This window comes from Mesorhizobium sp. M0478, from assembly GCF_040321305.1.
In the GTDB taxonomy this organism is placed as follows: Bacteria; Pseudomonadota; Alphaproteobacteria; order Rhizobiales; family Rhizobiaceae; genus Mesorhizobium.
On record NZ_JAMYRH010000023.1, the window covers coordinates 28,320 to 48,107 of the forward strand.

Here is a 19,788-nt window from a genome sequence, read left to right on the forward strand (position 1 = left end):
CGCTCACAGCCCGTTGGCGCGGAACTTCCCGTCGAGGAATTTCTTCGCGCGCGGCACGTCGTCTTCCGAGAGATGCTCGATGATGACCGGGATGTTTGGGTGCTTTTCCGCCAGCCGCTGGAGATAGAGATCGTAATTCAGCGAGCCCAGCCCGGGCGCCGGCAGCTCGATCTCGCCGACGCCGCGGAACGTGTGGCTCTCCATCGCATCCTCGTCGCCGATGTCGGCATGCTTTTCCGACTTGTCGCTGCCCGAACGCTTGACGTCCTTGGCATGCGCGATCTTGATCTTGTCGGTCAGCGTATCGAACACCTGGTTCAGGATCTGGTCCATCCGGTCGATGTTGTGGGTTTCGAAATAGTTGGTCGGATCCATCAGCAGGCCGAGGCCCGGATGGTCGACCTGGGCGAACATCTTCACCGTCTCCTCGACCGAACCGACGACATTGTTGACATAGGTTTCGAGCAGGAACACCGCCCCATGGTCGTAAGCCGTCTGGGCAAGCTCCGAGATCACCTTGCGGCATTCCTCGAATCCTTCCTCGGTCTTGTTCTTGGGGTGATGCACCCAGTCGGATTCGGTGTTGTAGGTGCCGGTCTCCGAGATCACGTAGGGCGAGCCGAAGGCGCGCGCATTGCGGATGATTTCCTTGAGATAGCCGACGCGCTTGTCGCGCTCGACTTTATCGGGGTGGATAATGTTGGTGTAGCCCGACACGCAGCAGATCGGCAGGTTGTTGTCGCGGAAGACGTCGCGCACCTGCTTGGCCTTTTCCTCAGTGATCTGCCCGGCCGACAGATCGATATCCCTGAAATGCAGGTCGAGCTGCACCGTGTTGAAACCGAGCCCGCGGATCTTCTTTGCCGTCTCTTCGAGCCCGTACGGGAAATAGCCCGTGAAAATACCTGCCTGCATCATGATGTGAACTCCTCCCTGTAAGCGATTCAGTTGGCTGATTTTATCGAGATTTCGGAAAGCTTGACGGTGCGGCCCTCGTCGATCGAGCGATAGCCGGCTTCGACCAGCGCCATCGTCTTGACGTTGTCGGCCACCGATAATGCCGGCGGCGCGCCTGTCTTCACCGCATGCTGCAATTGCTCCATCACGCCGATGAAGGCATGCGGGAACCACATCGTGTCCCAGCTCGGGCTGACCCATTCGCCGCCGGTCGTCTCGGTCGAGGCATAGGTCAGCGTCGAGGCCACGCCTTTCGGCCAGCCGATCGTGCCTTTGGCGACACCCTTGGTGCCGTCGACGCGCCAGTTGATGTGCTGGTCGTCCAGATAGCCCTCCTGGCGCGGTCCGGACCAGACATCCTCCAGCGACACGGCGAGCACGCCGGAGGGAAAGCGCAGCGTCGAGACGGTGATGCCGTCGCTATGCTCGAATGTCGTGCGCGGGTCCTTGCGTGTCAGGGTGGTGATTTCCGAGGGATCGCCGAACAGGAAGCGCAGCACGTCGAGATGGTGCACGCTCATATTGGCCAGCGTCAGCCGGTCGTAGTCTTGAAGGAAGGTCTGCCAGTGCGGGATCGCATGCATGTCGATCTGCGCAAAGACGATGTCGCCCAGCGCGCCGCTGTCGATGATCTGCTTCAGCACGCGCATCGACTGGTCGTAGCGCATGTTCTGGTTGACCGAGAGGATCTTGCCGGACTTTGCGGCTTCGTCGCGCAGTTTCACGGCTTCATCGACCGACAGCGCCAGCGGCTTCTGCGCCAGGATCGCCTTGATGTGAGGCTGCTTCAGCGCATGGCGGATCAATGCCGGCTGCTGGTCGGGCGGAAACGCCAGGTCGACGATCTCGACCTCGGAATCCTCGATCAGCTGTTCCGGTGTGTCGTGGACGGTCGGAATGCTCCAGCGTGCAGCTACCTTCTCGGCACTGGCCTTGGTGCGCGAAGCGATGGCGACGACTGGGAAACCGGCCTGCGCATAGGCGGCAAGATGGCATTCGGCCATGATCATGCCGGCGCCGATGCAGCCGATACGGTATTCTTTCGTGCGGACCTTCACGTCCGGCTCGAAGCCTTCGCTCGCCATGTCTTCCTCCCGCAATTCTGTTTTCGCAGCCGCGATCATCTCGCCAACGCGCCTCCGTCCTGCCCGAAATAATGCACCCGGGCCGGCTCGCAGGATATCGCTACCACCGCATCCGGCCTGATGTCGGGCTGGCCGCGCAGCAGCGCCTTCAGCCGCGCCTCTCCGGCGGCGAGCGTTACCACCGTGTAGCCGCCAAGGGGCTCGACCTCGAATACGCGCGCCGGGCGGCCAGCGCCCCCTTCGACCCAGGGCCCGACCTTGATGTCCTCCGGCCTCAGCCCGATTTCGATCGCGTCGGCCGGAGCAGCGCGATCGTCGATGCTGACCGTGCCTTCGGCGGCCTCGAGGCCATCTTCGCCGCGAACGGATTTGAGGATGTTCATCATCGGCGAACCAAGCAGTCGCGCCACATAGGTGTTCGCCGGGCGGTCGTAGATCTCGGACGGGGCGCCGATCTGTCGGATCCTGCCATTCTCCAGAATCGCGATGCGGTCGGCGATCGACATCGCCTCTTCCTGGTCATGGGTGACGTAGATCAGCGTCTTGCCGAGTTCGCGCTGGATGCGCTTGAGCTCGACGCGCGTTTCCTCGCGCAGCCGCGCATCGAGCGCAGAGATCGGGTCGTCCATCAGATAGGCGTTCGGGTCGCGCACCAGGGCGCGGGCTATCGCCACGCGTTGCCGCTCGCCACCGGAAAGCTGCGCCGGCGGCTTGTGCAGAATATGGCCGATGTGGAGCTTGGCGGCCACATCGGCGACACGCGTTTCGATCTGGGCCTCGGCGACCTTGCGCTCGACCAGCGGGAAACGCACATTTTCGCGCGCGCTCATATGCGGGAACAGCGCCAGGTTCTGGAACACCATGGCGACATTGCGCTCGGCCGGCGAGACGGTGTTGACCGGTTTGCCGCCGATCAGGATCTCTCCGGCGTCAGGCGTCTCCAGCCCGAGCACCAGGCGCAGGATTGTCGATTTGCCCGCCAGCGGCGGCCCGAACAAGCAGAAGAATTCGTTGTCATTGACGGTGAACGAGGCGTCGTCGACGGCGAGCGTCGTGCCGTAACGCTTGCTGACATTGCGAAAGACGATATCGGCCATGTCAACCTGCCTTCATCGCAATGCCGCTGCGGGCATCGAAGACACGCACGGACGATGCCACGGGGGCGACGACGGCAAGCTCGCCGATCGACAGTCCGACAGCATTGTCGAACACCGCCTTCACGGCGGTCTCGCCATCGCCGAGATGGACGATGGTCCTCGCGCCGATCCGCTCGACGAAGCTCACCGGCATGGCGAGGCCCTGCCCGCTCTGCACCAGCGACACCTGTTCGGGCCGGAAGCCGTAAAGCACCTCAGAGCGCGATCCGCGCAAGGTGGCGGCCAGCGCATCCGGCAGCGTCGGCGTGACCCCCAGTGGCCCGAGATCGACCACCAGGCCCCGGTCGCTCTCCGCCGGCCTTCCCTTCAGCAGGTTCATGCCCGGAGCGCCGATGAAGCGGGCGACGAAGACATTGGCTGGATTGTTGTAGACTTCCAGGGGCGTTCCCACCTGCTGCAGCACGCCGTGATCCATGACGGCAATGCGGTCGGCCATGGTCATGGCCTCGAGCTGGTCATGGGTGACGTAGACCATCGTCTGCCTGAACTGGCGCTGCAGCTGCTTGAGCTCGGTCCGCATTACCGCCCGGAAGGCGGCGTCTACATTGGACAGCGGCTCGTCGAGCAGGAAGATCGCCGGCTCCATGATCGCCGAGCGTCCGATTGCCACCCGCTGCAGGATGTTGACCGAGAGCCGGTCGGCCTTGCGGTCGAGCAGCGGCGTCAACTGCAGCAGCTCGGCGACGGCGCCGACGCGGCGGTCGATCTCGGCTGTCGCCGCACCGCGCATCCGCGGCCCGTAGGCAAGGTTCTGGCGCACCGTCATGTGGGTGAAGATGGCGTAGTTCTGGAAAACGAAGCCGACGCCGCGGCGGCCCATGGGCACGCCGGCCATGTCGCGCTCGCCAAACAGGATCTTGCCGCTGGTCGGCTCTTCCATGCCGGCGATCATGTTCATCGTCGTCGACTTGCCGCAGCCCGAAGGCCCGAGCAGCGCCATGAACTCGCCATCGGCGATGTCGAGGTCCATGGTCTTCAGCGCCGTGAACTCGCCAAAGGTCTTGACCAGGTTGCGCAGCTGGATCGCGCTCATGCCGGCACCAGCCTTGCGCGCGCCATGCGCTTCATGGCGAATACGGCAACGATCGAAAGCACGACCAGGATGGCCAGCGCGATCGCCGCCACATAGCCCCAGATCAGGTCCTGCGTCGTGACCTTGTAGATGTAGACGGAGATCGTCTCCGTGGCGACGCCGGGGCCGCCGCCGGTCATGATGTAGAGCGTTTCGAAGATCTTGAAGTTCTCGATGACGCGGATCGCCAGCGCGATGATGACGATCGTCTTCATCTTCGGCAGCACGATGGTGACGAAGCGCTGCCACGGGTTGGCGCCGAGCAGGGTCGCCGCCTTGATCTGGTCCTGCGGCACGCCGACCAGGCCGGCAAGCAGGATCAGGAACATCAGCGGCGTCCACTGCCAGATATCGGCGATGATCACCGCGATCAGCGCCAGTGTGGGGTCAGACAGCCAGGCGATGGTGACGCGGGAACCGCTGAGTGCCGACAGGATGTCGTTCAGCGGCCCGCCCGACTGGAACAGCATGAAGAACATGTAGCCGGCCACCGCCGGAACCACCATCATCGGCATCAGCAGGATCGAATAGAAGACCCGCTTGCCCGGAAAATCGTCCGCGAACAGCGTCGCCAATGCCAGGCCAAGCAGGAATTCGACGGGCACGCACACGACCATGACGATGGCCGTGCGCCTCAGCGCGCTCCAGAAGCGCGCATCGGCGGCAAGGTCGGTGTAGTTGGCGAAGCTGTTCCACATCTCCCATGCGTTCCACCAGCCGAGGCCGGAGAGCGGCGACCAGTCGGTGACGCTGATGTAGAGCTGCATCAGCAGCGGGAAGACGGAGATGAAGAGCACCAAAACCTGCGCCGGCAGCGTCAGCCGGAATCCCAGCCGCGCTCCCTCGTCCCGCAGCGCGGGCTTGCCAAGCGCGGCCTTTGCGTCCTTTGAGACAGTCACGGTCACCGCGCTCATTGCTTGAGCGCGCCGAACGTCAGTCCGCGCACCAGATGGCGCTGGATGGCGATGCCCATGATGACCGGCGGCACCGCGGCGATAAGACCGAGCGCGGCCTTGGCGCCATAGAGCTGCCCGGTCATCGAGGAGGACAGCGAGGCCATGTAGACCGGGATCGTCACCCATTCACGCGTCGTCAGCAGCAGCGCGATCAGATAGTCCGACCAGTTGAGGATGAAGACGAAGAGGGCGGCGCTGGCCAGCGGTGCGCGCATCATCGGCAGCGTGATGCGCGTGAAGACGCGCAGCCGCGAACAACCTTCGACAAGCGCCGCTTCCTCGATCTCGCGCGGCATGTCGTCGAAGAAGGTCTTCATGAGCCAGAAAGCGAACGGCAGGGTGACGATGCCGTAGATCAGGGCCAGGCCAAACCAGCTGTCGGTGAAGTTCAGGAAGGCCCACATGATCATGACCGGGATCATCACCGCCATTGGCGGAAACAGCCTGAGCTGGATCAGCGCCAGCGGCAGGTTCTGGCCGGAGCCGAAACGCGACAGCCCGTAGGCCGCAGCCGTGCCCGCCGACATTGCGATCGCCGTGCCGAACACCGAAGACAGCAGCGACGACAGGATCGGCTTCAGCGCGGTGCGGTCGAGCGCCACGATCAGATTGTTGTTGGACTCGCCGAAGACGAACTGGAAATTGCCGAGCGTCGGGTTCTTCGGCCACCATGTCAGGTCGGCGCCGGTCGCCGACCATTCGGCGATCGGCTTGAAGGCCATCGACACCATCCACAGGATCGGTACCAGCGTCACCGCCATCGCCGCGAAAATCGCGGCGTAGCGGAATATCTCGAAGGGGACGGAACGCTTCATCTGGCTGCTTTGCTGGTGGCGTTGACTGCGGCGGGGAGGAACAGATGCTCCTCCCCTCCAGCGCTGATCCAGGGAGACGGATCAGCTGATCGGGTCGAGAACCGTCGGCCGGGCCTCCTTGTTCGTCCTGATGGCTTCGAGCAATTTGTCCTCGCCGATGCGGCGGGCGATCTTCTTCCACTCCGCTTCCGTGTCGGCCATCGCCTGTTCCGCTGTCTTGGCCTTGGTCAGCGACGCCATCAGATTTTCGTCCAATGCGTTGTGGAAGGCGGTGGCGCCGGGATAGTTGATCGTCGGCACCGTGCGGGCGACGGTCTCGCGCACCACGTCGATGTGGTAGGCGTGGTAGGTCTGGCGCACCAGCGGATCGGAGAAATCCGAGAGCCGGAACGGATCGAGATAGCCGCCCGGATTGGCGCTCATCCAGGCATAGATGCGGGCGGAGCCCAGCCACTGCAGCAAAAGGTAGGCGACCTCCTGGTTTTTCGACTGAGACGAGACCATGCCGGTCAGCGAGAACCACAGCACGGAACGGCTGATCAGCTTGCCGCCGACTTCGCGGCCGGGCGGCAGCATCGAGCCGATCTTGCCGGTGACGGCTGAATCCTTGTTGCCGGCATTGTCGAGGAATTTCGGCAGGTTCGAGAAGGCGCAGGTCATCGCCGCGCCGCCCTTGGCGAAATTTCCATACTGCTCCGGCCAGCCCCAGGAGATCGCGTCCGGCGAGTGATGAACCAGCGAGCCGACATATTCGTTGGTGGCGGCAATGCCGTGCTCGGAATTGATCAACGGCTTGCCGTCGTCGCCGAACAGGAACTGGTTGGGCGATGCCATCGAGACATAGCGCTGATACCAGTTGGTGTAGCCCCAGCCCTGGTTGCGCAGGTCGGTGGAGCCGAACAGGCCCTTGTCGGGCCGCTGGAAGAAGCCCGCGATGTCACTGTGCTGCTTCCAGGTCTTCGGCGGCGCCAGATCGTAGCCGAATTTGTCCTTGAACGCCTTCTGCTCGGCAGCGTCGCCGAACAGGTCGGTGCGGTAGACCCAGGTCTGGAAGTCGCCGTCCAGCGACACGCCATAGTTGGACCCGCGATATTTGTTGAGCAGCGACACGCCCTTGGCGCCGTCGACATAGCCGGTCTTGGGATCGTCCCATTCGGGCTTGTACTGGGCGACGAAGTCGTCGAGCTTGGCGATGCCGCCGGTCTCGGCAAGGTCGCCGAGGCGGTTCCATTCCGTCGAGTAGATGTCATAGGCCCCACCCTTGGTGGAGATGTCCTGCATCGTCTTGGTGAATTCCTGGCCGTTCGGCAGGCCGACGATCTCGATCTGGATGCCGGTTTCCTTTTCCCACAGCTCCTTGATCGACGGCGCACCCGCAGGGAAAGGCTGTGTGAGTTGGCCAATCGAGCCATCCGACAGGCCAAGCACGATCTTGGCCGGTGCCTTGCCAGCTCCCTTCAAGGCCTTGGCCGCCTCAACGGCACGGGCTTCCGGCGTGTCGGCGCCATATTGATAGCGCTCGGCGCCCTCGAAACCGGTGGGACCGCCTACCATGCCTGGCGCCAGCGCGTCGGCCGCAACGGCACGGCCGGGACGGATGAATTGCGGTGCGATACCGGCCGCAGCCACGAACGCCGCCGCCTTCCCTCCGGACGCCAACAAGCCGCGTCGCGATATGCGGATCAAATCAGACATTGGAATTCCTCCCTCAGGGCCGATGTTTCCTCCACGAGCCCGTTGAGGGATATTGACGGCAGCACCGGAAGGCTGTCAACATCATAAATACTCAAAATACATCGTAACACCGCAACTGCGGAGAAAATACGTCATGCAAAGGTCGACACACGGGCTCAATGCCTCGATTTGATGGGAAATCTGCCTTTCTGGCACGCGACTATCACGCCGGGCGACGCGATTTAGCCCAACCTCCTTGCGCATCGGCTAAGGCTCGATACATCATTTCCCATCAGAATCGCTGATGGCTGGCAGCTGTGGCCGTCGGACGGGCTAGCGGCATTGTGCGATCTGATGCATTGAGGAGATGAAGACGGTGCGTTCCACCTTGACTGACATAGCCCGGGAAGCCGGCGTTTCCGCCGCCACCGTCGACCGCGTGCTGAACAACAGGCCCGGTGTGCGGGCGCGCACGCGTGAGATCGTGCTCGAAATGGCGCAGCGCCTCGGCTACATCGGGGAAGGCCCGAACGGAGCGCCGCCCAGGCCCTCACCTGGAGAGGTCATCCGTCTCGACTTCGCCCTGCCGGCCGGCACCAATTCCTTCATCAAGATGCTGCATCGACACATCGAGGCGCAGGCCCTAGCGCGCCCCGATCTTGACGTCCACATCGCCACCATAGAGGGCTTCAACCCCGACCGGCTCGCCCGCCTGCTGCAAGAATTGCGTGGACAGACACAAGGCGTCGGCGTGATCGCGCTCGATCATCCAACGGTGCGCGAGGCGATCCGCTCGCTGTCAGCCAATGACGTCAAGGTGGTGACCATCGCCTCCGACATCCTGCATGTTCCGAGAGTGGCCTATATCGGCATCGACAACCGCGCCGCGGGGCGGCTGGCCGGCTATCTGCTCAACCGCTTCATGGGATCCGAACGCCCAAGCAAGGTGGCGCTGTTCGCCGGTTCGCTGTCCTACCGCGGCCATGAGGAACGCGAGATGGGATTCCGGCACATCTTGACCGAGGAGTCGCCCAACCTCAAGATCGTCGAGATGCGCGAAATGCTGGATGACCGAGAGAAGGCTTATTCGGAAGCATCAGCGCTTCTGGACCGGCACCCCGATCTTGCCGCGATCTACAATGTCGGCGCCGGCAACACCGGCATCGCTCGGGCGCTCAAGGAGCGTGGACGCGCCAAAGACATTCTCTTTCTCGGCCACGAGGTGACAGACGGCACCAAGGAACTTTTGTTGGATGGGACGCTCGATGCGGTCATAGATCAAAATCCGCGCGTCGAGGCGCGGGAAGCGCTCAACATTTTAAGCCACTCTGTCAGGCACCTGAACTATGAACCGCATCAACCACGACTTCAGGTGATCTTCAAAGAGAATATACCTGAAATCTGATCAATGGATCCGTGATCGTATCGCAAAGCACAGCGTTGGCGTCGCCACCGGTCCCAAATACGAACGAGAGCCCGAATGATCTCGTCAAAGCCGCCGATCTGGCACTATTCCGTGCGAAGTCGGAGGGCCGAGATCGGGTCGTGGTTGATGGTGCATGAGAAGGCCGTCGCCCGTTGCAACTCGGTCAGCCTTTCCGAACCTAAAAAGACCAAGTCCACTCATAGCACCGAAGTCGCGAACGATTGGGGCGAAGAGGGTTCTGGATGTCGGCACGAAGCCGACGAATGGCATACGCCCGTCCGTCCGCGACGATCACCTGAGGCATCGCCCCGGCCCCAGGCGCACGAGCAGATATGTCGCAGGCAACCTCGTGTGTTATACACGCACGCTGACTTTTTGGGTCGGACACGAGATCGATGGACCAGGAAACGCTTCTTGCCGCAGTCCTCTTAGCTGATGTCGTGGGCAGCACGCCACTCTATGAGCGGATCGGAGACGATGCCGCTCTACAGCAGGTCTCGGATTGCCTGGACACGATGCGCGAGATCGTCGCCAAACACGGTGGTGATTTCATTTACTCGAAGGGCGATGACATACTCAGCCTCTTCGAGAGCCCGGAAATGGCGCTGACGGCCGTCTGCCAAATCAGCCACCAACTGACTAAAGGTCCGTTAAGCGCCCGTATCGGATTGCATTTCGGGGCGGTCATTCGCGCGCGGGGCGCGATATTCGGTGACGTTGTCAATGTCACCGCAAGGTTGTCCACCACGGCGAACCCCGGAGAGGTGCTGATCAGCCAGAGCTTCTGCGAAGCCCTTTCCCCGAGAAGCCGCAAGGGCCTGCGGCTCCTCGACAAAATGGCCTTGAAGGGGAAGCAAGAGTTCTTCGATGTCTATACCCTGTGGAGCGACGATGGGGGCCCCGGTACGCAGATCACCAGCCATGGCGCCACTACAGATAGACGCTCGGTCCTGCCGCGGCAGATTCATCTGGTCATCCGCTACAGAGATCAGCTGCGATCCTGTCGAAACGGCGAATCCGTGACAGTCGGCAGATCGGCGGAATGCGATATCATCCTCGAGCGGCCCTGGGTATCGAGGCGCCACGCCGCCTTCACCATATTGAATGGCAGAGCTCGGCTTCTCGAACGAAGCTCTTCGGGCACATTTGTGTCCATGGGACTGGGCCATGAAGTATTCGTACGCCGTGAAGATATTATCCTCTTCGGCTGCGGCGTCATCTCGCCTGGAGTGAAGTCGGCACTCGACGAAGCCCAGCTTCTTCACTACGAAATTGTCTCGGATTGACCCGGCCCGGCTACTAGCTCGACCGGTTTCGAGGTGGTTCGCTGCGCCCTCAATGTCGCGCCGTACTCTTTGACAGCCATTGGAATCGACCGTTCACAAATGTGCCAAGGCCAATCCAGGAACGTCTGCTCTCGAAGTTGGACTGCGAAGAGCTGACCTCCGTTTCCCTCGCTGAGTTCGACGGAGCCGCGGGCCGGTGCATCTCCCTTGCAGCATGCGGAGTTCTATCTGCTCCTAAGCCACATTCGGCAGGTGGATGGCTTCGGCAGCAAGCTGGCCCGCTCGATCGATGACGCGCTAGGTCTTGCCGCGAAAAGGCCGGTGCGTGGGAATTGTGCTGGACTGTCGGCCAGACAATGAGCTGGCGACGGGAGCGGCCGGCTGAAGCGGGATGCCCGGACCAATTCCCTGCCCTGTGTCGCCTTGATATCCCCAGGTGCTGAAGGTCAGCACCGGCTGTTGCAGCCCGGGGTCGACGAACGCTTCATCAGACCATTTGCGCCGCAATAGCTCCTCGAACACCTGCGAAGGCTCGCGATTGGGCTACCGTCACGAAAATTGGCCCAGAAGCGCAGACCACTGACATATCGCGGCGTCGAGATGGAGCTCGATACCACCGTCTTTGCAGCACCGGGGAAAATTCCTCTTGGGCCGATCGAGTTCAAGTTGCTGCGCCACATGGCTCGAGAATCCTGAAAGGTGATCAGCCGTGATGAATTCATCGCAGCTGGCTGGTCGCAGAAAGCCAGTGTGAGCGCCCAGGTGGTCGACGTTCACATGAGCCAGTCGCGAAAGTTGTTGAAGCAGTCGTCGCAGAGTTGCCATTCGCACCCTGCGGCTTGCCGGCTATTCTCTCGAAGACACTGCGGGCTGACGATCTCGGCGATTGGGTTCAGAAAGGTCGCTGCGTGAGGCCGCAAGGGGACCGACCCAATGGGAAAGGTCTTGGCAGCTAGGGGACTTAACGCCACCGACATTGCAGCCGGGCGCTGCTCTAATCGAGAGAAAGTCTGGGCGTATAGAACAAGCGACATGAGCGTGTCGGATTGTTTGCATTCAAACGACCTTTGCGACGTTATCCGTGCCTTCGCCTTGCTGGTGCCGGAGGAAATCATGACGTCGCCCGACAATTCGGTCGAACTCGTTCGCGACAAGAAGTGGACGGTCCGCATCACCGCCTACGGCAGCACCCTGACGTTTCCGTTCGAAGCAGAAAGCTATGCACGTTCTTATGCCGATGGTCAGGCATTCCGTCTCGGCGTTCAGGTGGCGGAACTGAAGCGATGCGGCTGACACTTTGTCGACGCGTTGGCGGATAGCCTGCATCGCGATCGGAACGAATAGGTCGCTGATTGCAGCCTCGCGATTTTTCCATCAAATCCCGCCTGCAATCTTGACAGCAACTCGGCAAAATCCCTCGCCGACTAGTGTTGTCATATGAGCTGGAGCTTTCCTCGCCGCCGGTGGTAGGCGGGATACGCTGCCGGGACAGCCCTCTTTTCGCATAGACGCGAACCTTGTGCTTTTCCGTCTCAAGGCTGATTGGCGGCTGGATGCGCGCGCCGTCTTTCATATTCTGCCATCAGCCCGCGCGGAGCGTGGAATCAACGGCGGGGAAGCGGATGATGTTTCCTGTTTGCGCTCGCGTAGCACAAGAAACGCTGCGAAGAGCATGATAGCCATGCCGATGATGTCGATCAGGCTAACCTCCTCGCCGTAGGTGATGATGCCAAGCACGACGGCAATGACGGGTGAGACGAAGGCAAATGCTCCGGCGCGCGAGGCGCCGATTTCGTGCAGGAGCCGGATAAATAGAGTGTAGCCTATGAACGAACCAAACAGCACGAGGAACAGCCACCCGACCCAGGCCGGCCAGCCCCAATTGCCTTTTAGAGCCGCGGTCGCGCCTGGCTCCACAACGAGTGAGATGAGAATTAGGAATGCGCCCCCGAAAAGGGTGGTGAAGCCGGCGATGAAGTCCGATGAATATACCTCAAGAAGCGGCCGCGCGAGCACCGAACCCCATGCATAGATTAAAGCTGCCGACGCCACCGCTGTCATCGCCAGCAGCCGGAGCCCCCTGCCCTGCTGGTCTGCGTGTGTCCAACTAGCATAGGCTTCGGGCCCGAACAGGACGCACAGACCGGCCGCACCGAGCAAAATCGCAAAGAGCCTGCGGCCGTCATAGCGTTCGTCCCCCAGAAGCAACGCAAACCCAAGCAGCGTGACGGGGGTCAGCGAAAGCTCAAGAACAGCCGCGGTGCCCGTATCGACGTAGAGCATGCCCCAAAAGAGTGGGCCATAGCAAAGCGGAATCATGAACAACGTAACAACGAAAAGACGCGGCCAACTCCTTTTCGCCACCCGTGGTAGAGCAGCGCCCCTTAGGCGCGTCGCGCTGAGGATCAGCAAGCCGGCTACTGTAAAACGCGTGCCTGCGAACATCAGAGGCGGCACGGTGGCGATCCCTGCCTTGATACCGATCCACGTGGTGCCCCAGATCACACATAAAACCAGAAATGTCGCTGTGTTGCGGTTCATCGGAAGCAGCCTTCGCTGGGCGTTGTTGGTTCGTCGTAACGGCCAAAAGACGTTTATTTCGTTACAACGGCCTCTTGCCAATACGGTTCCGCCAACCGATGTTTCCGGGATGGATGGTGCGAAGACTATCGTCGACATGCGCATGGTTGGCGGTCACCCCTGCTTGGACTTCGTCAACACGGTCGACGCGCGACGCGATGTGTGGGGGCCAGACCTCTTGCAGACCTATGCCGACCTGGTCGTCTGGGCTGGACGTGCCGATTTGATCGACGTCGATGAGGCGCGAGCACTGCTCGCGGAGGCTCCCGCCCGCCCGCTCCTTGCGGAGGCGGCATTGGAAAAGGCCAAGATTTTGCGCGAGGCCGTTTACGCGGCTCTCCAGGCCGAGGCGGCAGGCGCCCGGGTGCCGGACGATGCCTTGCAAATCGTGCGCGATGCAGTCGCCCTAGCCCTACCGAAGCGCTCGCTTTTCCCGTCCGGCGACCGCCTCGCTTGGCAGTGGACCGACGCAGCCAGTCTGAACACGATCGGCCACCGCGTGGCCTTTGAGACAGCCGAGTTTTTGGTGTCCAGGAATGACCGCCGCCGCGTGCGCGAGTGCACCGGGCCGAACTGCGGTTGGCTTTTCATCGACACCTCGCGTGGCGGGCGCAGACGGTGGTGCTCGGATGAGAGCTGCGGCACACGCAGCCGGGTAAGGCGCTTCAGGGCAAAAGCCGCAGGGAACATGGCTCCCGACAGCAAGAATTAGTATCTGACGCCAGGCTTGGATGACCAACGCAGCATAGTTGGCTTCACGCTATCCCTGTCGCTGTTTGTCCAACGAAGCTGGTCTCGCGAGCGACTGTGGCCAAGAGTGTGGAGAACACAGCCGGCGCGGCAAGCCATCATCGCGTTCCAGAGCGGGTTGCTTCGGGGCCGCCTACCTCGCCACGCTTCGATCGGTCGATCTGCTCAAACTTGACGGGAACTCCGGTAGCGTTACGGCGTTTTTCTCAGTCCGAAACAAACAAGGATAGGTGCCATGGACTGGAACCGTGTCGAAGGCAATTGGAAGCAGGTAAAGGGCAAGGTCAAGGAACAGTGGGGCAAACTCACAGACGATGATCTGGACCGTATTGCCGGTAACCGCGATCAGTTGGAAGGCAAGATTCAGGAGCGCTACGGCATTGAGAAGGACCGCGCTCGGCGCGACATCGATGACTGGTATGGCCGGCAAGGCTGGTAGGTCGCCGGTTCCAAACTGAACTTGAAAAAGGGCTCCGAGAGGTACGGCGCCCTTTTTTGCCGCGTCTCTTGTCGCCTTTTCGTGAGTCTCACGACAAGGGCGCTCACCGAGAGACGTGGAACCGCGAAAGGTGCCCGTCGTTATCTGGTTCTCGAAATTACATTGGGGGATTAGTTGGACAGAGACGACGCCTCGGCGATCACAACTGGAGTTAGCGGCCTCGACTACATTCTTCGTGGCGGCTACGCCAGGAACCGCTCCCATCTCATCGAAGGGAAACCAGGTTCTGGAAAAACCACTCTTGGCCTCCAGTTTTTGATCGAGGGCGCCAAGAATGGCGAGACATGCCTTTACATCACTTTGTCAGAAAGCCAGCGCGAACTGCTCTCGGTTGCTGGCCGTCACGGCTGGGATCTGAAGGGGGTGCAAATTCTTGAACTTGTGCCGCCGGAGCTCAGTTTCGATCCTGCGCAGCTACAGACATTGATCCATTCCTCGGAATTGGAACTCGGCGAAACCGTGCAGTCTGCCATGGCCGAGATCGGACGCGTCAGACCCGATCGCGTGGTGTTCGATTCGCTCTCTGAAATTCGACTTTTATCGCAAGGGTCACTGCGGTATCGGCGCCAGGTGTTGGCATTGAAGAGCTTCTTCATGCTCAACAATGTGACGGTGCTTATGCTCGACGACCTGACCGCTGAGCAGGATGACCTCAATTTGCATTCGATCAGTCACGGCGTCATTCGGATGGAGCAGCTGTCGCCCGTCTATGGTGGAGAGCGTCGGCGGCTACGCGTGATCAAAATGCGCGGCGTGCAGATCCGGGGCGGCTTTCACGATTTCGTCATTCGCCCAGGCGGCGTTATCGCCTATCCGCGGCTCGTTGCAGCCGAGCATGAGGTGGCCGAGCATGATACGCCGGCCATGAGCAACAACCGGATCGACACCCTGCTTGGCGGCGGGCTGGCCCGTGGTACCAGCACGATGCTGATGGGGCCGTCTGGCGTTGGCAAGTCTACCATTGCCTGCACCTATTGCTATGCCGCACTCGAGCGTGGCGAGCGTGTGCTGGTGCTGTTGTTTGACGAGACAAAGCGCATCTTCTTGGCGCGCGCCGCCGGGCTCGGCATGGACCTGGAGCCGTTTGCCGAGGACGGCACGCTGATGCTTGAATCTGTCAATCCGGCTGAGCTTTCACCAGGCGAATTGTCTTCGCGCATCCAAGCGGCCGTCGAAGAATCCAATGTGCGGATCGTCGTGATCGACAGCCTAACTGGCTATCTCAATGCCATGTCCGAAGAACAACATCTGGTGCTTCAGATGCACGAGATCCTCACCTATCTCAATCAGAAGGCAGTGGCGACGATCCTGCTGTTGGCCAATCACGGGCTGTTTGGGCAAACGGCAGCGCCGGTCGACATGACCTATCTCTGCGATTCCATCATGCTTCTGCGCTTCTTCGAGAACGCAGGTCAGTTGAGACGCGCGATTTCCGTTGTCAAGAAACGTGTCGGCCCCCACGAAGAGACGATTCGTGAGTTTAAAATCGGCGGTAACGGCGTGGCCGTAGGTGAGCCACTGGAACAATTCCGCGGCATCCTGATGGGATCTCCGGAATTTGAAGGCAAGCCGACAGACCTTCTGAGGGATAAGGCGCTGTGATGTCGTCCAGCCCCGCCGTTCTCGTGCTGGCGCCGCTTGGCCGTGACGCGAGGATCGCGGCCTCCATCCTGGCTACAAACCAGATTGCCTCGCGTGTGTGCGGCAGCTTGGAAGAGGCAGTGCCGCTTCTCGACGAGGCTCAGTGCCTTGTCGTGGCCGAGGAGGCCCTGCTCAGTTCCGATCGAACGCAGTTTGCGGCCTGGCTTGAAGCCCAACCCGCATGGTCGGATTTTCCGATCGTGCTTCTGACGATGCGGGGGAACGAAGTCGACACGCGGATGGCATTTCTGGACCGCTATCTGATCGTGCTTGAACGGCCATTTCTGGCTTCGAGCCTCGCCAACTCGGTGCGCTCCGCCTTGCGTGCCCGCGCCCGCCAGCGTGAGGTCCAGTCCTACATCGAACAGAAGCGGGAGGTCGCCGATCGGCAGAAATTGCTCATCCGCGAGCTGCATCACCGCGTCAAGAACACGCTAGCCAACGTTCGCGCCATGATGGGCGCGACGGCCAAGTCGAGCGGCAACGTCGATGATTTCGTACGCGATTTTTCAGCCAGGCTCGTTTCCCTGGCCCAGACCCATTCGATGCTTACCGACGATTATTGGCAGACTGCCTCCCTGCACAAGCTGCTCGAAAGCGAGCTTGACCACTATGAGACGCGCGACAGGCCGCGTATCGTTCTGGAAGGCCCGAACGTAGCGCTAGTCGCCGACATTGCGGTCCCTGTCGGGATGGCTTTCCACGAATTGGCCTCCAATTCGTCGAAGTTTGGCGCGCTTTCGCAAACGGGAGGCCGCCTTGATGTCCGCTGGTCGTTAGGCGGGTCCGGCGATACACAGATCGTCAATCTTGACTGGCGGGAACGAGATGGGCCGAAAGTCGAGCAGCCCAGTCGCCGGGGGTTTGGCACGACACTTCTGGAAAAAGTCGTGACCGTGCAATGCAACGCCAAGATCGAATTGAACTACCATCGTGACGGCTTGCAGTTCACCATGGCCTTGCCGTTGCGAAACACGCGCCTTGTGCCGGCTTACTGAGCGGCAACGGAAAGGCTGGCTGGGCGCCGCGATAGGGATTAACTGAGCGTCACTCGGCAGGCTGGTCTAGCGCTTTAGCCAAAACATCAGTTCCGAAAAAGACCGCCTCTATATCTCCCATATGCCTCTGCAACATTGCGAGAGCTCCGGCGTGGTCTATGCGGCCGACCTTGGTGATGAAGTCGAACTCGTGCCGCGGCGCCGTGACCCGGGTCATGCGTCCTAGACGAAACCTTGGGCTCCCGGAGCGCAGTTTTGTCGCCTTCGTGGTCACCCCCCGCCATTTTGCTCACGATCCTCGTTGATAGCCCGGATGCGCATCTGAATCATCTGCGACCCGTCTGGGTTCCGACTGGCGTCGTAAAAAACCAAGAGGCCCGCAGACAGGCTCAATCGACGGTCAGCTATCCCGAACAGCAAACGAAATCACCCTTGCCTTTGGCCAACCAACTTTCGCCAGATCACCTTCGCAATGGCTGCGGCCCCAGTACGGTCGGACAGCCCGCGCCTCTGGCGGCCGAAGTGAGGCGCCGGGAACATACAACGTCGGTCGTTGTTTCTCTGATCAGGAGGAAAGATGATGGCAGACGATAAGAGCAAGCGTGATTTTCGAGATCGCAACCGTGTATCAGTCGATGAAGATTATGAGGTTGGCTATTTCGCCAAACAGCATCGTATCACGCCAGAACGCGCGAGCTAATCAGAGAACACGGCAACGACCGGAAGAGGCTCGGACGCGAGGCAAGGAAACTCGCTGATACCGGCTGATGGTCGCGACGCATCACGCGGCTTTTCGACGAGCGGGTCTGAAAGGCTGCGCGAGCGTGAAAACGTCTGGCCGGATGCCCGCCTCGACTTGCTTCCATGTGACCGGGTGGGCAATTGGGAAGCCGGGCCGCGCTCGCGGGGAAAAAGCGCCTATTGCGGTATTGCCCCGTCCGTTGCGCAGATAGTCGAGAAAGATCCGGCCTCCTCGGGCTGCGGGGTCAGCTGACAACAGGTATCGGTCAGGATCGGTATCAACCAGACGGTGGGCGAGCGACTTGGCCAGTTTCCGGGCGCTGTCATGGGTCATCTTCGCAACGAGCGGTGCCATCAAGTGGATGCCTTTGCCGCCAGTGACCTTTGGCCAGCTCTCCAAGCCTGCCGCTTCCAAGATGCCCCGTAGCGCCAGCGTGGCCTCGATCACAGCGTCCCATGGGACGCCTTCTCCGGGATCGAGGTCGAGGACGAGCCGGTCCGCATGTTCGATGTCGTCAATCGTCGCGTTCCAAGGATGAAGCTCAACGGCATCCATCTCGACCAAGCCAAGCAGACCATCCATGTCATCTATCCATACCCGAATGCCTTCGCCGCCTTCGCGCTTTTGAACGCGGAGTTGGTGCACGGACGCCGGTATCCGAGGTAGCGGTCCCTTGTGATAGAAGGTTGCGCCGGAGGCGTGGCGGACCAGCTTCAGCGGTCGCCGAACCAGATGAACTAGAGCTTGATCAGCGACCCGCCGCCAATAGTCTGCCAGCTCTTGCTTGGAAGGTGCAACCGCATCGGGTAGCAGCTGGAGAATGTTCTCGCGCGGGACGCCGTGTTGGCCTTCCGACCTCCGCTTGGACGGTGATGGAGGCTTGGGCGGGATTGCCTGAAGGTCCTCGCGGAGTCCCTTGAAGACCGCCTCACGCAAGATGCCCCGGTCCGACACGCCACTGAATTGCACCTCGGCGAGAACGTCTGGTTTGACCCATGTTGCCTTGGGCTTTTTGATCGGCTCCGACAGCGGTGACTTGGCGACTACGAGCGGATTAAGCCGTTCCCTAACGCGCCGGGCTGCGTCCAGCGTATAGCCGGTCTGGGCCTTCCCGGCATAAAGCAGCCGGTCGCCCTCTCGCCTGCCGATGTACAACGATGCGATGCGGCGTGGCTGCGCGCCAAGTTTCTCGACGAAAGCCACGATTGGAAAAGTGTCGCTCTTGACACATTTGACCTTGACCCAACTGGTCTGGACGCCCGAGCGGTAGTGAGCATCCGCTCGCTTCGACACGATTCCCTCTATGCCCATCCGGCAGGCATGGTCGAACATATCCTTGCCGTTCACCTCCAGATGCTCGGCATAAGTCAGGGTTGGCTCGGTTTCGGTCAGCAGCTTCTTCAGCGCAGCCTTGCGCTTCACTAACGGTTGTTCCCGTAGATCACGGCCATCGAGGTACAGGAGGTCGAAAGCGTAGAGAGTCATCTGCAGCGAACTTGGGTTGCCCAGCTCCCGTTCCAGGGCTTGATAGTCCGGCAGGCCGGTGTCGCCCAAAACGACAGCTTCACCATCGATGATAGCGGATTTGACCGGCAGGCTTGCCGCGGCCTGAACAATCCTCTTGTAACGGTGGGACCAATCGTAGCCGCGACGCGTGAATGCTCGCGCCTTTCCGCCTTCAACGACCAGCTGCGTCCTGTAGCCGTCATATTTGATCTCGTGAAGCCAATCTCCGCCTTCGGGAGCTTTCTCGACCAGTGTGGGCGATTGGAACTCGATGAACGAAAGCCGGTCAATGGCACTGGTCATATGCTCGCGACTCCAGGAATCGCGACTCAAGCCCCAGCGCCCCTGTCGGTTCCGAGCCTTTTAGAAGAATTGCATCGCGACGATTGGTTATCCGCCTCACTTGTTGATGTGACGGCGCAGCAGTCTGATGTTGCGATTGTTCGCCTTAAAATAGACGTCGAAGATCGAGCCGAGAATTGGAACACTTCCTACGAGCGTATCCAGCAGCACGTTGCCTAGCATGCGGGCGACCAAGCCGTTTCCGGCACCGACGTTTCGAGCTCGCAAGACGATGTAGGCCGAGACAATGCCCGTCGCCGCATCTCCGAGTACGGGGACCAGACCTACGAGCGCATCCAGTC

The 19,788-nt window shown here is 60.9% G+C and carries 18 protein-coding genes; 8 read left to right on the forward strand and 10 right to left on the reverse strand.

The annotated features are described in order from the left end of the window. Window positions 1–3: 3 nt before the first annotated feature. From NKI64_RS31120 to NKI64_RS31150, 7 genes are all read right to left on the reverse strand, one after another. Window positions 4–918, reverse strand: a complete 915-nt coding sequence (locus NKI64_RS31120) for a sugar phosphate isomerase/epimerase family protein (RefSeq protein WP_023673174.1) — start codon at window positions 916–918, stop codon at window positions 4–6. Between the two features lie 26 nt (window positions 919–944). After that, window positions 945–2,042 carry a Gfo/Idh/MocA family protein gene (locus NKI64_RS31125; protein ID WP_352671924.1) on the reverse strand — a complete coding sequence of 366 codons (1,098 nt, stop codon included), beginning with the start codon at window positions 2,040–2,042 and terminating at the stop codon, window positions 945–947. Window positions 2,043–2,077: 35 nt separating this feature from the next. Further along, window positions 2,078–3,139: an ABC transporter ATP-binding protein gene (locus NKI64_RS31130; protein WP_352671926.1), complete on the reverse strand. Its 1,062-nt coding sequence runs from the start codon at window positions 3,137–3,139 to the stop codon at window positions 2,078–2,080. Between the two features lies 1 nt (window position 3,140). Further along, a complete protein-coding gene (locus tag NKI64_RS31135; RefSeq protein WP_023669476.1) occupies window positions 3,141–4,232 on the reverse strand; it encodes an ABC transporter ATP-binding protein in 1,092 nt (363 codons plus the stop codon). Further along, window positions 4,229–5,185 carry a carbohydrate ABC transporter permease gene (locus NKI64_RS31140; protein WP_023815631.1) on the reverse strand — a complete coding sequence of 319 codons (957 nt, stop codon included), beginning with the start codon at window positions 5,183–5,185 and terminating at the stop codon, window positions 4,229–4,231. The genes NKI64_RS31135 and NKI64_RS31140 overlap by 4 nt, the downstream gene beginning before the upstream one ends. After that, window positions 5,182–6,042: a carbohydrate ABC transporter permease gene (locus tag NKI64_RS31145; protein WP_023669474.1), complete on the reverse strand. Its 861-nt coding sequence runs from the start codon at window positions 6,040–6,042 to the stop codon at window positions 5,182–5,184. The genes NKI64_RS31140 and NKI64_RS31145 overlap by 4 nt, the downstream gene beginning before the upstream one ends. 81 nt (window positions 6,043–6,123) lie before the next feature. Continuing rightward, window positions 6,124–7,737, reverse strand: coding sequence for an extracellular solute-binding protein (locus NKI64_RS31150; RefSeq protein WP_352671928.1), 1,614 nt, complete (start codon window positions 7,735–7,737; stop codon window positions 6,124–6,126). A gap of 355 nt (window positions 7,738–8,092) precedes the next feature. On the opposite strand from NKI64_RS31150, the gene NKI64_RS31155 reads away from it, so the two are divergent. From NKI64_RS31155 to NKI64_RS31165, 3 genes are all read left to right on the forward strand, one after another. Next, a complete protein-coding gene (locus tag NKI64_RS31155; RefSeq protein ID WP_352671930.1) occupies window positions 8,093–9,121 on the forward strand; it encodes a LacI family DNA-binding transcriptional regulator in 1,029 nt (342 codons plus the stop codon). A gap of 416 nt (window positions 9,122–9,537) precedes the next feature. After that, window positions 9,538–10,428 carry an adenylate/guanylate cyclase domain-containing protein gene (locus NKI64_RS31160; protein ID WP_352671932.1) on the forward strand — a complete coding sequence of 297 codons (891 nt, stop codon included), beginning with the start codon at window positions 9,538–9,540 and terminating at the stop codon, window positions 10,426–10,428. Window positions 10,429–11,460: 1,032 nt separating this feature from the next. Continuing rightward, window positions 11,461–11,721, forward strand: a complete 261-nt coding sequence (locus NKI64_RS31165) for a hypothetical protein (protein WP_245260004.1) — start codon at window positions 11,461–11,463, stop codon at window positions 11,719–11,721. Window positions 11,722–11,997: 276 nt separating this feature from the next. On the opposite strand, the gene NKI64_RS31170 is transcribed toward NKI64_RS31165, so the two are convergent. Next, window positions 11,998–12,969: a DMT family transporter gene (locus NKI64_RS31170; protein WP_352671934.1), complete on the reverse strand. Its 972-nt coding sequence runs from the start codon at window positions 12,967–12,969 to the stop codon at window positions 11,998–12,000. Between NKI64_RS31170 and NKI64_RS31175 the strand changes: the two genes are divergently transcribed. The 5 genes from NKI64_RS31175 (at window position 12,956) to NKI64_RS31195 (ending at window position 17,596) form a co-directional block, all read left to right on the forward strand. Next, window positions 12,956–13,720 carry a CGNR zinc finger domain-containing protein gene (locus tag NKI64_RS31175; protein ID WP_155929636.1) on the forward strand — a complete coding sequence of 255 codons (765 nt, stop codon included), beginning with the start codon at window positions 12,956–12,958 and terminating at the stop codon, window positions 13,718–13,720. The two genes, NKI64_RS31170 and NKI64_RS31175, sit on opposite strands and share 14 nt — an antisense overlap. Window positions 13,721–13,993: 273 nt before the next feature. Then, a complete protein-coding gene (locus NKI64_RS31180; protein WP_023669466.1) occupies window positions 13,994–14,197 on the forward strand; it encodes a CsbD family protein in 204 nt (67 codons plus the stop codon). Window positions 14,198–14,371: 174 nt separating this feature from the next. Then, entirely contained in the window at window positions 14,372–15,859 is a 1,488-nt protein-coding gene (locus NKI64_RS31185; protein ID WP_352671936.1) for an ATPase domain-containing protein, read from the forward strand. After that, window positions 15,859–16,896, forward strand: coding sequence for a sensor histidine kinase (locus tag NKI64_RS31190; RefSeq protein ID WP_031199112.1), 1,038 nt, complete (start codon window positions 15,859–15,861; stop codon window positions 16,894–16,896). Before NKI64_RS31185 ends, NKI64_RS31190 begins: the two co-directional genes overlap by 1 nt. Before the next feature lie 577 nt (window positions 16,897–17,473). Further along, window positions 17,474–17,596, forward strand: a complete 123-nt coding sequence (locus NKI64_RS31195; RefSeq protein WP_348529184.1) for a DUF3606 domain-containing protein — start codon at window positions 17,474–17,476, stop codon at window positions 17,594–17,596. Window positions 17,597–17,677: 81 nt separating this feature from the next. On the opposite strand, the gene ligD is transcribed toward NKI64_RS31195, so the two are convergent. Both ligD and NKI64_RS31205 read right to left on the reverse strand, forming a co-directional pair. Further along, window positions 17,678–19,447, reverse strand: a complete 1,770-nt coding sequence (gene ligD, locus NKI64_RS31200) for a DNA ligase D (protein WP_352671939.1) — start codon at window positions 19,445–19,447, stop codon at window positions 17,678–17,680. 96 nt (window positions 19,448–19,543) lie between these two features. Further along, window positions 19,544–19,788 (reverse strand): DUF4112 domain-containing protein (locus tag NKI64_RS31205; protein ID WP_352671941.1); only part of this gene is annotated, 245 nt, incomplete at its 5' end.